Below are 12,071 nucleotides of genomic sequence, written 5' to 3'. Positions count from 1 at the left end.
CACCGGCACGCGCGTCATCCGCGGCACCGTGGTCCCGCCCGCGAATCCGGTGGGAGCGCGCTTCCGCGCCTACCCACCGCCGCCCGGCGCCACCCGACGTCCGCCGCCACCGCCGCCTCCCGGACGTCCACCCCGTCCCTGACGCGCACCGCCGCCCGGTCCGCCCCCTTCCCCCGGGGCGGGCCAAGGGCAGGCCGTCGACTGCCGTGACCCTTCACCCGCATCCACAGGAGAGCTGCCGTGAGCCACTCCGATGACCCCGTCGACGAGAGAGCCGGGGCACCCGACCGTGACACCGCGGCGTCCGCCCGCCCCTCGCCTCCCAAGCCGAAGACGCCGGCCGACTGGCGCGACGTGCTGCGCAAGGAAGAGCCGCCGGAGGAGTACGCCGAGCTGCCCTGGCGCAAGCGGCGCCGGGCCAAGCGCAGCTGGCGCTCGGCACGCCGCGACGCACGGGCCCGGTGGATCGCGCAGGAACGGCGCAAGACACCCACGAGCCTCGCCGTCCCCGCCCTGGCGATCATGGCCGCGGCGGCAGTCCTCACCGCAAGCTGGCTGTGGCCCGACGAGGACCACACTCCCGGCAAGCCCAGGCCGAAGCCCACCATCACCGCGCCGGACGACGCCACACGCCGGCCGTCGACCTCACCGACACCCTCGGCCAGCCCGTCCGCGGCCTCCGGCCCGGAGAGCCTCGCCAAGGCCTTCGCGGCGGCCTACACCGCCCGCCGGCCCTTGCAGGACGGCTCGCACAAGGCGTCGGTGGACCGCGCCGCCCCGTACGCCTCCGAAGCGCTCATCGCGAACCTCAAGGGACACCAAGACCGCGATTTCAACAAGCTGGTGGCCTCGCAGGCCGAGCAAGCCACCCCCACGAAGATCGTCGTCAGCGGGCCGACAGGCAAGGACCGGCCCGCCGCCGACACCTCCATACGCAGGTGGCTGGCCACCACGATCACCCTCGACGTCGAGGCGACCGACTCCTACACCTACACGCGCACGCTGACCCTGGAGATCTCCCGGAGCGACACCAGCGGTCCGTGGATGGTCACCCGCGTCCTGGGCGTCGAGGAGTGACGCCGCATGGACCACGAAGAAACAGACGCACGCGAGATGGCCATGCAGGCCGCGGCCGTCGCCAAGAAGGGCATCCTGGCCAAGGCCTCCGGGGTCGCGGCCGTCGTCTTCCTCATCGGCATCATCGTCCTCGGATCGCTCGCACCGGTCCCCTCCGCGTCAGCCACCGACTGCGAGGACACCGGCCCCGGCACCGGCGAGACCTCCACCTCCGGAAGCATCGGCGGAGGGAAGGCCGACGAGGGGACGACGGACGGCGAGAAGGGCGGCGACAGCCTGCACAAGCAGCAGATCGCCCACGCCAAGACGATCGACGCCCAGGCCAAGAAGGCCGGCCTGCCCGGACGCGCCACCCTCATCGCGCTGATGACCGCGATGCAGGAGTCGACGCTGCAGAACCTGGGCCAGCAGGCCTACTCCGCCGACAGTCTCGGTCTGTTCCAGCAGCGGCCCTCCCAGCGGTGGGGCTCCAAGAAACACATCATGATCCCGTCCTACGCGGCAGAATCGTTTTTTCAAGGGCGGGGCGGCAACGACGGTCTCGCCGACATCAAGGGCTGGCAGACGATGCCGCTGGGCGACGCGGCGCAGAAGGTGCAGAAGTCGGCGTACCCCCGCCTGTACGCCGGCCACGAGTCCAAGATGCGCAAGCTCGCCGGCGAGGCCGGCATCGACCTCGACCGTCCCGGAAGCAGCAAGGGTGGCGGCAAGGCGGAGGGCTCGAACAACGACGCCGAGGACACAGCCCCCGACGCCGATGTCGACAGCAGCAACGACAACTGCGAGCCCGAAAAGCCGCCCGCCTCGAAAGGCAGCGCCGGCGGACGGTTCACCGACGGCGAGGACTCCTGGGAACTGGACAACCCGCGCGGGCTCCAGGACGCGATCCAGTGGGCCAAGGACCACGACGGCGACTACGACCCGAAGTGGCACCGGATGTGCCTGGCGTTCACCGCGCAGGTCTACGGCTGGAACCAATCCGGGGTCACCTACGCGATCGACCACTTCAGCGTCGTGCCCAAGTCGATGCAGCACAAAGGGGACCGCAGCCCGCCGCCGGGCGCGCTCATGTACTGGCGGACCGACCAGCGAGCGGGACACATCGCCGTCTACGTCGGTGGCGGCAAGATCGCCACCAACGACATCGAGAAGCCCGGCCGCATCGACGTCGTCGACGCACAGCTCATCGAGACCAAGTGGGGCGCGACGTACGTCGGCTGGACGCCGCCGGTCTTCCCCAAGGGGGGCTGACGCCATCGGTTCCGGCTCCGTACCCCGCAGGTGGCTCGGCCGTGGTCTGGTCTCTGTCCACAGGTGGCCGCGCCGAGCATCGACGTCCGAGCAGGTGACCCGCGGCTGCGCGCCCCGCGCAGCCGACCGGCCCTGCCTGTCACCGGAGGCTGACCTCTACATGCCAACGAATCGAATGCGCAGGCTGCAGCAGGCGGCAGCCACCGTCGTGCTGGTCGCGGCGACGGGAGCGCTCGCGCCGAGCGCGATGGCCGCGGACCGGGATGCCCAGGCGCGACCCCTGGCGTCCGCCGAGGACGCCGGCGACTCCGGCGGCGGGGTCGGCGTCGAGCTGCCGCGCATCGAACTGCCTCGAGTCGACCTGCCCCTGCCGGGGGACGGGGGCGACCCGACGCCGCCGCCCGGCGACGGAACAGACCCCACGGATCCGCCCACGGAGCCGACCGATCCGCCGACCGAGCCCACGGATCCGCCGACCGAGCCGACCGATCCGCCCACGGAGCCGACCGATCCGCCGACCGAGCCCACGGATCCGCCGACGGAGCCCCCGGACCTGCCGACCGAGCCGACCGATCCGCCCACCGATGACGGGGGAGCCAACTCTCCCCGCCCGGACGGCGAGGGGAATGGCGCATCGACCGCGCCAGCCGGCGCACCGACGGCGCCAGCCTCGTCGGGAAGCCTCGCTCAGACCGGGTCCGACAGCACCACAGAGCTCGTCGCCGCGGCCGGCGGTCTGCTCGCGGTGGGGATCGCCGCCGTCAGCGTGGCCGCCCGTGGCCGACGAAGCACACGGGAGGACCCCGACAGGACGGCCTGAACCCGTCAGGCCGTCACCCCGCGGGCCGGGGCACAGACCCCGGTCAGGCCCCGGCCCGCCTCGTCAGCGTGCCTCCCGAGGAGCCCTTGTGACCACCGCCGCCCGAAACGACCACCCCGGCCCCGCCGCCCACGCGGCGGCCGGCAGCACCACCTACGCGATCAGCGAGGACCCCCGCGACCCGGACGCCGACGCCGCACACCTGCTGGAGGCGGCGGGGCAACACCAGCACACGACATGCGGCCAGGCACGGAAGGCCACCTGGAACCTCTCCGCCCTCGCCCCGCTCCTCAGCGCGTGCTTCAACCACACCGCAGATCCGGCCGCACCCCGTCGTGGCATCGACGCGCAAGCCTACGAAGAAGCCCTCGTCCGCTACTTCACCGAAACCGCCGGAGCTCGCCCCCAAGACACCGTCGGACACCTGACGGCCAGCGCCACCGATGGCGTCCTGTGGGGCTTAGCGACCGCTCGCCAACGACTGCCCCGCGCCTGGGCCTACGCGAGCGACCAGGCACACCCGCACGTCGCCACCGCCGCCTCGCTGCTGAGCCTGCCACTGGTGACCGTGCCTTCCACCCCGGACGGACGGATGGACCCCCAAGCCCTGGAACACCTCGTACGCGCCCGACGGCGACGCCACAACGGACGCTCGCACGGCGCGATCGTCGTGGCCACCACCGGCACACCATTCCGCGGAGCGTACGACGACCTCGCCGCCCTGCGGGAAGCAGCCGAGGCGGCCGGCGAGATCCACGTGCACGGCGACGCCGCCCTCGGCGGACTCACCGCCGCGTACGCACCTTCCCGCCCGCGGTGGCAGTTCGAACACGGAGCCGACTCGCTCTCCCTCACCGGACACACCCTCGTGGGCTCGCCGCTTCCTTGCGGAGCCGCGCTGGCACGCACGGAGTTCGCTCCGGCCGGGTCCGCGCGGGGCCGTGACCTCCACCTGAACTCCGGCAGCGGCCTGGCCGCCGTACTGCTGTGGGCCCGGCTACGTCAGCTGGGACACCAAGGAGTCCGCGAACTCGTCCAGCACGCACTGGAGATCGCCCAGTACCTCACGGAGGAGCTCACGCCCCTGCGCGCGAGACCGACCCGCGGTCTGGACGCATTCACCGTCGTCGTCCGCCGCCCACCACCACACCTCGTCTCCAAATACCACCTGATCTGCCACGGGGACTACGCCCGCATTCTCGCCACCCCGGAGATGACACGGGCGGCGGTGAACGCCTTCTGCGCGGAATACCGCCCCGCCAACCCCTTACCAGCAGCCCGGACCCGGCGCCCGTAACACCCACAGGAACCCCGCACGCCGCCTCGCCAGCTTGCCCGCGACGAGCCGGCCAAGCACCTCCCACCACCGCGAAAGGCGCATCCAGTGGCCTCACTCACCCCTGCCGCAGCAGAACTCAACGTACTGCTCGACAAGCGCCGCCACCCGGCCCTCGGCGTCTTCCTGCCCGTCGGCTACCTCGACGTGGCCGGCGGTGTCGACGCCCTGCTCACCTTCGCCTACAGCGGGGCCAGCATCCTCGAAGTCGGCGTGCCCCACTACGACGCCTCCTTCGACGGACCGGTCATCACGAGCGCGTACCGCCGCGCACTCCAACGCGGAACTGACATGCAGCACGTGCTCACCACCGTGCGCGAAGCCGCCCTCGGCACGCCTGCCGCAGTCGTCGTGATGAGCTACTGGCATCCCGTCCTGCGCTACGGCGTCGAGCGATTCGCGGCCGATCTCGCGCGCGCCGGCGGTGCCGGCGCCATGATCCCGGATCTGCCGATCGAGGAGGCCGCGCCGTGGCTGAGCGCGGCCCGCAGCGCCGGGATCCACACACCGCAGTTCGTCTCCCGTCGCGGCGGTGACGACAGGCTCGCCCGCGTAGCCGAGGGGGCTTCCGGCTGGCTCTACGCTCCCGCAGCCGACTCCGTCACGGGCTTCCAAGGCGTCCTGGACTACAGCGCGTTGGACTCCTTCACCCGGCGGATACGCCGCATCTCCTCGCTGCCGGTCGTGACAGGCATCGGTGTCAACGAGGCCGAGCAGGCCCGCCGGGTCGGCTCGATCGCCGATGCCGTCGTGACCGGTTCCGCGCTGCTGCTCCGCCTGCAGTCCCATGGGCTCAAGGGCGCCGCGGAGCTGGTATCGGAATTCGCCGAGGCCCTTCTCCACCCCGCACACCCCGGCGTGTGAACGCGGGCTCCACAACGAGAGGAGTGCTGTGTCATCCCAGCCCAGGACAGAACGGGCAGCAGAGGATCGCGCCCGCTCGCGGCCGGCGCCGCCGAGCTGGGAGAACCTCTTCGTCGAACCTTGCTACACGCGCCCCGAGTTGAACGGGACGCCGGAGGAAGAACAGGCGCTGCCACCACGCAGTACGCCCTTCCGCCGTACGCGAGGCAAGGCACCGTGACCCGGCCAGGCGGCGCCCCCGGTACGAGCCGCCCCGGAGACACACACGCCTGGCGGGCGTCAGGGGGTGGCGTTTCGGCGTCGCCGGTCCGCGGAGCGCGTACGCCCCGCCTCGGTCGCGGTCGCGACCGCGGCCGAGGAGAACTTGGACTCCGTGGTGATCAGCCCCTCGTCGAGGAGCTGCATCCACGTGGCCCGCGTCGCCCGCCTCCCGTCCCGGCCGGCGCTGAGCAGACCCCTGCGGACCTCGATCATGCGGACGCCTTCGTCACCGGCCGCCACGATGTCGCTCAGCAGCCGGGCGGCCGCGGGGGACAGACCCGCGCGCTGGGGCCGGTTCGCCTTCTTCTCCGCCTCGGCCTTCTCCAGGGAGGCCACGTGCTCGCGCCCCCGGTCGGTGACGCTGAAGGCGTCAGGGTCTTCGTAGAACTGCGGCCAGCGGGACGGCCCGGTGGTCATCCCGGCCTCGTGCAGCTGGTCGAAGGTGGCGCGCGCGTAGGCCCGGCCGCTTCGGCTCCCTACCTGGTACTGGCCGTGGGAGGCGTAGCGGATGGTCAGAGTCTCACCGCGGTCAGAAGCGCGCGTGAGGTCACGCAGGAGGTCCGTGGCCGCGGGCGTCAGCGGCCGGTGAGGGCCTGCCCGTCCCTCAGCAGGCTCCGATGCCTCGGCGCCCACCGGGCTGCGCGGCCGGGGCGTCGGCTGGGTCTTCTGCGCGAAGGGGTGCCAGTGAGCGGCACCCCGGTGCGGCAGCTGCTTGGCGACCACGGTGGGCCAGTCGATCTCCCCGAACTCCCGCGGCGAGGAGGGCGCCTTGCCCCAGTCCGGGCTGCCGAACCCCTCGGCCAGCAGCGCCTCCTCCAGGCACTCGCCGCACACGTCGTCGACCGGGGACCACCGCGGCCCGTCCTCCTGCCGATCAGGGTGGAGCAGCTGGTGCCGGCCTGAGGCTTCCTGCAGGAGACGGGCCCAGTTCACCGCGCGGGCCACGTTCTCCAGGATCGCCGCGCAGGCGTCCTGGACGGCGTGGAGGTCGGCAGGGGGCATGGAGACGCACTCGCCCCGGAGACCGTTGAACCGCTGGGAGCCCACGACCTGTTGGGTGAGGGCGTCGATCACACCATTCCGGGTGGACAAGACGTTCCTTTCGACTCGGTGAGCACACAACGAGATGTAATTTACTTGCAAGGGTGCTTGTTAGCAATTTTTACGCGTCATAGACTGGTGTCGCGTGACCAGCCCGGAGCGCATACGACCCGGTGAACGGCGGGAGGAGGCAGACGAGATGACCGTGGGCACCTCCGAGACCGGCGCAGCGACGGCGGGTGCGGCGCGCCTCCTGCCGCCCGCGACTGAAGAGAGCATCCGCATGCTGCTCAGTGAGGGACACACGGACGCGGAAATCCGGCGCCGGACCGGGGTCGACGTGCGTACCGCCGCCCGCCGCCGCAAGGAGGGCGGTTTCGGCCCGGCGACGCGGCGCCGCAGGCCGAACCGGAAGCACCCGAAGGAGCAGCAGGTTCAAGCGCTGATCACCGAGGGCCTGAGCAACGGTGAAGTGCACCGGCGTACGGGCGCTGACCGATCCGCGATCCGCCGCATCCGCCAGCAGCTCGGCATCGCGTACGTGCCGCCGAAGCTGCCGCCGCTGGAGGAGAAGTGGGAACAGCGGACCCGTCCCGTCGAGGGCGGCCACCTGGAATGGCTGGGCGAGCGCGCGAAGCGTTCCGGTACCCCGGTCATGCGCTACCGCGAGAAGTCCCACAGCCCGGCCGGTATCGCCTTCCGCCAGCGCACGGGCCGCGACCCGGTGGGCCAGGTCCGCGCGGAGTGCGACTACCCCCACTGCGTCGCCCCGGCCCACGTCGACGACGAACCGGGCCGTCAGCGCACCCGTGAGCAGCTGCGCTACCTCACCGGTGGTGCCGAACGCCCTGCCCGCTGCCGCCACGGGCACGACCAGAACGAGCACGGCCGCTACCAGCCCGACGGCACCGCGTACTGCGAGGCGTGCCGGCGGGAGCGGAAGCGGAGCCGCCGCACCGCCGACGAGCAGCCAGGAGGTCCCGCGTGAGCGAGCCCCAGCAGATCTTCGCCGCCATCGCCGCCGGCGTCGCCAACGCTCCCGAGCGGGGCCTCGCTCTCCTTCAGCCCATCGTCGACCGCGGGCCGCGGCCGACGTACGCGCTGCTGTGCAGCCTCGCGGAAGCCGCCTCCCACACCGCCCGCGAGCAGCCCGGTGACTTCTTCGGCATCGAGCTTGAGAGCGTCACCACCGGCGAGCCGGGGTCGATCGAAGAACTCCCGCCCCAGATCCGGTTCGCTGCCCAGTTCGTCACCGCATGGGCCAACCGCGACCACGACACCGCGCACGGACTGTTCACGGCGCTCGCCGCAACCGAGCACTTGGCGACGGGAATCGGGGCCGTCTACGACATGGCCGTCGCGACCGCCCGGAACATCGTCGACGCGCAGCGACAGGGACGGCCATGACCGCGGGCCCGGCGAGCTGGCGTCTTCGCGGCGACGCAGACCATAACCCCTTTCACCCAGCACTCGGAGGATTCATGAAGCCCACGACGGCGAGCGACCTCTTCCCCGGAGACCGCATCGCGTTCCGTACGGACAGCGGTCCCGACTACCGGCTGATCCACAGCGAGTCCTGTGCGCAGGTGCCCGGCCTCCTACGGCTGACCTTCGACGGCATCGGAGACGTCGCGATGCCGGCGGAATCCCCCGTCACCGGCGTCTACCTGCCGCGACAGTTCACCCTGCCCTGCCTCCTGTGCGGCGGAGGCTTCGCCTACGAGTGCGACCTGGCAACGCTCGAGGGCACCCCCCGAGCAGGAATCTGCGGCCCGTGCAACGACCGCACCACCCTGGCCGTCCTCGCCCAGCTCTGATCCAGCCTCCAGCACCCAGCAGGCGGATAGCGAGGCTCATTCCTGTTCCATATCGCCGGTGAGCAGATCCACGGTCAGAATGTCGCCGAGGAGAGGGCAGTCGACGCTGGAGAGGTCCGCGAGCCGCGTCGGCACCTCGCCTTCGGTGCAGTTCAGGATGCTTACGGCCCCGTCGGAATGGAGCGCCTCGACACCGTACTCGTCCCAGAAGACGCCGTTTTCGTAGTCCGTCGCCTCCAAGCGCAGCCGGACGATCGGGGCGGTGCTGTCGGTTTCGCCGGCCAGAACCACCTTGGCAGCGGCCGTACGCAGCCCAGCCAGCACCGCCGCCGCGAACCGGGGGACGAGACGCTCCTGGACCATGCCCGCAAGCGAGCACAGAGCTGGTGCGTCGAGCGAGTCGAGCCACCCGGTGACCTGCTCCGGAGAGATCAAAGCGCCTGCCTGACCGGCGGGCGCCGGGGAGACGGCATGCATGCGGTGCTCCTGACTACATCGGTGGGCGGGCCACGGAACCGGCTGCCACGACGTGAGTGCGACGGCGGCCCCGGGCTGCGTGAACGGGAGCGACAACTCGCCGCGCGCGGGGCAGCGTTCAGACGCCGGAGGTGACGGCCGAAGGCCGCGCCGGCAGGGCGACCCGCATCTTCCCCATGTACATGGGAGCCTCGAAGTCCGTCAGCACCTGAAGTGCCTCACAGACGGCGGGGTCATCCAGCGAGGCAGGCGACTCCTTGATGTGGCCGCCGTAGTGGACCGTGACTGCCGACTCGGACCAGCAGGCCTCGTCGTCGGACCCTGCCCAGAGGAAGGTGACCGCGTCGGGCCGGGGCTCCTGGTCGGCGAAGTGTCCGGTCACGACCTGACGCAGGTCCAACCAATCCTCCTCGGGGCCCCGGTAGAGGCCGGGCCTGATGTCGTGAAGCGGGGCGCCCTTCTGATCGTGGCCGCACTCGCTGCACAGCTCCCGGCCCCTCGGATTGTCGTGCCGGCACGACTCCTTGCGGCACTGCCACAGGACACCGGCTGCCCGAGCGGCCGCGAGGATGCCGGGCACGGACTGCTTCTCGGCGTGCCTCAAGAGGTCGTCAAGGTCGATCGTGAGCATGGGCCTCCTGCCGTTCACTTCGCGCGTTGGGACAACGGGCCGGTCGGAGCGGACTGCGCTGCGGTGCCGCTGACGTCGCCAACGGGCTCCTCGTCCCCGGTGCACACGGCCCCGCACCCGTAGCAGTGCGCAGTGTCCTTCGTCCGTACGACGCGGCCCTGAACAAACCAGGGCATGGTCCAGCTGTGCATCCGGCCGAACAGACACGTCACGCGGTGTCTCCCGCACGCGCACTCCGCCCCGGTTGACCGCCCGGAGAAGCTGCGGGAGCGAGCCCGCCGGAGCGCCTCGACGATCCGCTGCTCGCCCGCGCTGTCGTTGTCGCGATGCGGGTTCGTGCTCGCAGGTTCGGCCATGAACAGGTCCTTCGATCGGGGCCGGGGCTACACGTGCTCGTGACGGATACACAGGCCGGTCGCCTCGGCCTGGTCATTCGTCAGGGCGCGGTTGCACACGTTGCACCAGCCCTGCGGGATGTCGAAGCCGAGGTCTTCGAGGCGGCTGCACAGCTCGCTGTGAATGTCGGCGCCTGAGAGGTTCTGGTCACCGAAGAGACCGATGACGTGCCGCATGCCCGCCATCGGGTTGGGGATGTCGCAGTGCCTGGCCGTACGGTCGGCGGCGGCGATCAGCAGGCGGGCGAGCGGATTGAGCAGCACGGTCCGGATAGCCATCAGGCGACCAGCGCCAGGGATGCCCCGCCGGTCCTGGTACCGGCGATCGGGGGCAGGGAGTCCAGGAGCGGCTCTACGAGGGTCCGTGCGACCGGCATGTCCGGGACACGGAAGGCGGCGCAGCGGGTGATGGCCTCCCACAACTCCTCGGTCAGCGGCACGAGGTCGCTGCCCATCTCCTCACGCAGCATGTCCGGGTGGTGGGCGCCGTCGATGTCGATCAGAGCCCCGTCCTCCGGGCGGACCGCGACGAGGTGGTTGATCTGGCAGATGCACACGCCGTCGGCCCCGAGCCCGTCCAAGCCGCACTTGTCGTAGAGGTCGGCGCAGTCGGCGTCGATCAGCGCGGCCATCGGCCAGCCCGTGACTTCGCTGACGGCCTGGGCGAGAGCGTGACACTGCCCCTCGCTGAACGCCCTGCGGGCAGCGTCGTCCAGGCGCCCAGGGGTCACCTGAAACCGGTCCATCTCGGTGCCGAGCACGGTGACCGGCTCGGTGACGGGCAGACCGAACACCTCAGTCAGGCGGGCGATGAGCGTCTCCAGCTGCTCATCGGCTTCCAGCGCCAGCTCCCGCCGCTCCTGGTCGTAGTCCTCGAACTCGTGGTCGGGGACACCGTCGACGTCGAAGTAGCGATCGAGCTTGACCGCGTGCCGGGCAGCCATCGCCCGGTGATCGAGGATCGCCTGGCGTACGACGCTGAGGCACTGGTCCGGGCAGGGGAGCGTTGCGGGCATGGGACACCTTCCAGAGAGGGATGCATCTGGTTCAGGGCCGCCGTTGCAGGACGGCAGGACGTGGCTGGGAGTGGGGGCGCCAGCTCGGGCGGGTACCTACGCTGCTTCCGTGTGCTGAGCGGCGAGCGCGGCTCGTCCGCGTGCGTCGATGAGGTCGCCAAGGCTGGTGACCGTGCCCGTCGGGGTGAGCATCGGGGCGCCGTCGAGTCGGCGTGCGTGCACCGTGGCGCGCAGGTCCCGAAGCTGCTCGAACGTGGTCTCCTCGCTCACCGCGCGGTCCATGAGTGAGGCGATCGACTCGACCTCCTGGCCCGTGTTCAGCCACGCGGCGATCTCCTCCCCGAAGCTCTTGCCGGGGAGCGGGATGACGCGGCCTGCCAGGTCGGGGCTGAGCGCCTTAGTGACGATGAGGGTGTGGTCGGCCAGCAGAGACGCGGTGAGGCTGAAGTCGCGTTCGATGCCCTCGCGCTGCTCGGTCTTGAGGCCGACCCTGCGCGGGAACTGCCGTCCCTGTTCGTCGGCCTCCAGGACCACGTCCGTACGACAGCGCAGCGTGGCGATGATGTGGCCGGGGTAGGTCAGCAGCGCTTCGGTCATGCGGCGCTGCCGGGGGCGCACTTCGTTCCATCCGCTGTTGCGGGGGGCCGCCATTGCCGCGCTGCGCAGCGGCGTCGACCTGCTCCAGCATGCCGTCCGGGCCGCTCCACCACGCGGAGAGGGAGTCCACGATGACGGTGTCGAATCGCCGGTCGGCGCAGTGAGCGAGCGCGGCCGTCAGCGTCTCTGGTGCGAAGTGGGTCAACGGCGGGCACGTAAAGAAGTCGAACTGGTCGGCGTACTGGGCGGCTTGACCACGCTGGGTGTCGATCACTGCGATCGAGTCACCGAGCCCGGCGGCGAGGGCGAGAGCGGTGTAGGTGACTCCGGCGCCGCTCGGCCCGTCAAGAGCGATCCGTGCCAGTTCCCGCTGCTTGACGGCAGGGGTGAAGGCGGTCCAGGGATCCGCCATAGGGTGGGCGGGGGAAGCGTCGGGATGGGCGGACTGCGTGACCTCCGTCAAGGTTCCTCCGGAACACTCGATGGCT

14 protein-coding genes and 1 pseudogene are annotated in these 12,071 nt (G+C 71.1%); 8 read left to right on the top strand and 7 right to left on the bottom strand.

Going from position 1 to position 12,071, the window contains the following annotated elements; all coding sequences use genetic code 11:
* Positions 1 to 240: 240 nt before the first annotated feature.
* The 5 genes from AN218_RS23240 to trpA all read left to right on the top strand — a co-directional run bounded on the left by AN218_RS23240 (position 241) and on the right by trpA (position 5,348).
* On the top strand, positions 241 to 1,077 hold the full coding sequence (locus tag AN218_RS23240; protein ID WP_070018836.1) for a hypothetical protein: 837 nt from the start codon (positions 241 to 243) through the stop codon (positions 1,075 to 1,077).
* A gap of 6 nt (positions 1,078 to 1,083) precedes the next feature.
* Entirely contained in the window at positions 1,084 to 2,328 is a 1,245-nt protein-coding gene (locus AN218_RS23235) for a hypothetical protein (protein WP_070018835.1), read from the top strand.
* 160 nt (positions 2,329 to 2,488) lie between these two features.
* Entirely contained in the window at positions 2,489 to 3,148 is a 660-nt protein-coding gene (locus AN218_RS36185) for a hypothetical protein (RefSeq protein WP_079132488.1), read from the top strand.
* A gap of 88 nt (positions 3,149 to 3,236) precedes the next feature.
* Positions 3,237 to 4,445, top strand: coding sequence for a pyridoxal-dependent decarboxylase (locus AN218_RS23225; protein ID WP_070018833.1), 1,209 nt, complete (start codon positions 3,237 to 3,239; stop codon positions 4,443 to 4,445).
* Between the two features lie 87 nt (positions 4,446 to 4,532).
* A complete protein-coding gene (gene trpA, locus AN218_RS23220) occupies positions 4,533 to 5,348 on the top strand; it encodes a tryptophan synthase subunit alpha (RefSeq protein WP_070018832.1) in 816 nt (271 codons plus the stop codon).
* A 279-nt stretch (positions 5,349 to 5,627) separates the two neighbouring features.
* Here the strand turns inward: trpA and AN218_RS23215 are convergent, their stop codons facing one another.
* The gene (locus AN218_RS23215) at positions 5,628 to 6,701 is read right to left on the bottom strand and encodes a hypothetical protein (RefSeq protein WP_141747678.1); all 1,074 of its coding nucleotides are present in this window, start codon (positions 6,699 to 6,701) and stop codon (positions 5,628 to 5,630) included.
* A gap of 148 nt (positions 6,702 to 6,849) precedes the next feature.
* On the opposite strand from AN218_RS23215, the gene AN218_RS23210 reads away from it, so the two are divergent.
* From AN218_RS23210 to AN218_RS23200, 3 genes are all read left to right on the top strand, one after another.
* The gene (locus tag AN218_RS23210; RefSeq protein WP_244900615.1) at positions 6,850 to 7,638 is read left to right on the top strand and encodes a hypothetical protein; all 789 of its coding nucleotides are present in this window, start codon (positions 6,850 to 6,852) and stop codon (positions 7,636 to 7,638) included.
* Entirely contained in the window at positions 7,635 to 8,057 is a 423-nt protein-coding gene (locus tag AN218_RS23205; RefSeq protein ID WP_070018830.1) for a hypothetical protein, read from the top strand. Before AN218_RS23210 ends, AN218_RS23205 begins: the two co-directional genes overlap by 4 nt.
* Positions 8,058 to 8,131: 74 nt before the next feature.
* Entirely contained in the window at positions 8,132 to 8,467 is a 336-nt protein-coding gene (locus AN218_RS23200; RefSeq protein ID WP_070018829.1) for a hypothetical protein, read from the top strand.
* A gap of 36 nt (positions 8,468 to 8,503) precedes the next feature.
* Here the strand turns inward: AN218_RS23200 and AN218_RS23195 are convergent, their stop codons facing one another.
* The 6 genes and pseudogenes from AN218_RS23195 to AN218_RS39205 all read right to left on the bottom strand — a co-directional run.
* Complete coding sequence (locus tag AN218_RS23195) at positions 8,504 to 8,944, bottom strand: hypothetical protein (protein ID WP_070018828.1); 441 nt, start codon at positions 8,942 to 8,944, stop codon at positions 8,504 to 8,506.
* A 118-nt stretch (positions 8,945 to 9,062) separates the two neighbouring features.
* Complete coding sequence (locus AN218_RS23190; protein WP_070018827.1) at positions 9,063 to 9,575, bottom strand: hypothetical protein; 513 nt, start codon at positions 9,573 to 9,575, stop codon at positions 9,063 to 9,065.
* A 383-nt stretch (positions 9,576 to 9,958) separates the two neighbouring features.
* A complete protein-coding gene (locus AN218_RS23180; protein ID WP_070018825.1) occupies positions 9,959 to 10,249 on the bottom strand; it encodes a hypothetical protein in 291 nt (96 codons plus the stop codon).
* A complete protein-coding gene (locus tag AN218_RS23175; protein ID WP_070018824.1) occupies positions 10,249 to 10,986 on the bottom strand; it encodes a hypothetical protein in 738 nt (245 codons plus the stop codon). Before AN218_RS23175 ends, AN218_RS23180 begins: the two co-directional genes overlap by 1 nt.
* Positions 10,987 to 11,082: 96 nt before the next feature.
* On the bottom strand, positions 11,083 to 11,583 hold the full coding sequence (locus AN218_RS38410) for a hypothetical protein (RefSeq protein WP_244900613.1): 501 nt from the start codon (positions 11,581 to 11,583) through the stop codon (positions 11,083 to 11,085).
* Between the two features lie 106 nt (positions 11,584 to 11,689).
* Positions 11,690 to 11,995, bottom strand: a pseudogene (locus AN218_RS39205) (DEAD/DEAH box helicase family protein); the annotation flags it as partial.
* Positions 11,996 to 12,071: the final 76 nt, after the last annotated feature.

The organism is Streptomyces nanshensis, assembly GCF_001751255.1.
GTDB classification, from domain to species: Bacteria; Actinomycetota; Actinomycetes; order Streptomycetales; family Streptomycetaceae; genus Streptomyces; species Streptomyces nanshensis_A.
Note: the sequence above shows the minus strand (reverse complement) of the source record. Positions and strands in the feature narration are given on the sequence as shown.

What these genes read in the sequence shown, in the direction of transcription:
- AN218_RS23235 (WP_070018835.1), top strand. Translation starts at nt 1,084, where the DNA reads ATGGACCACGAAGAAACAGACGCACGCGAGATGGCCATGCAGGCCGCG.
- AN218_RS36185 (WP_079132488.1), top strand. Translation starts at nt 2,489, where the DNA reads ATGCCAACGAATCGAATGCGCAGGCTGCAGCAGGCGGCAGCCACCGTC.
- AN218_RS23210 (WP_244900615.1), top strand. Translation starts at nt 6,850, where the DNA reads ATGACCGTGGGCACCTCCGAGACCGGCGCAGCGACGGCGGGTGCGGCG.
- AN218_RS23200 (WP_070018829.1), top strand. Translation starts at nt 8,132, where the DNA reads ATGAAGCCCACGACGGCGAGCGACCTCTTCCCCGGAGACCGCATCGCG.
- AN218_RS23195 (WP_070018828.1), bottom strand. Translation starts at nt 8,944, where the DNA reads ATGCATGCCGTCTCCCCGGCGCCCGCCGGTCAGGCAGGCGCTTTGATC.
- AN218_RS23190 (WP_070018827.1), bottom strand. Translation starts at nt 9,575, where the DNA reads ATGCTCACGATCGACCTTGACGACCTCTTGAGGCACGCCGAGAAGCAG.
- AN218_RS23180 (WP_070018825.1), bottom strand. Translation starts at nt 10,249, where the DNA reads ATGGCTATCCGGACCGTGCTGCTCAATCCGCTCGCCCGCCTGCTGATC.
- AN218_RS23175 (WP_070018824.1), bottom strand. Translation starts at nt 10,986, where the DNA reads ATGCCCGCAACGCTCCCCTGCCCGGACCAGTGCCTCAGCGTCGTACGC.
- AN218_RS38410 (WP_244900613.1), bottom strand. Translation starts at nt 11,583, where the DNA reads ATGACCGAAGCGCTGCTGACCTACCCCGGCCACATCATCGCCACGCTG.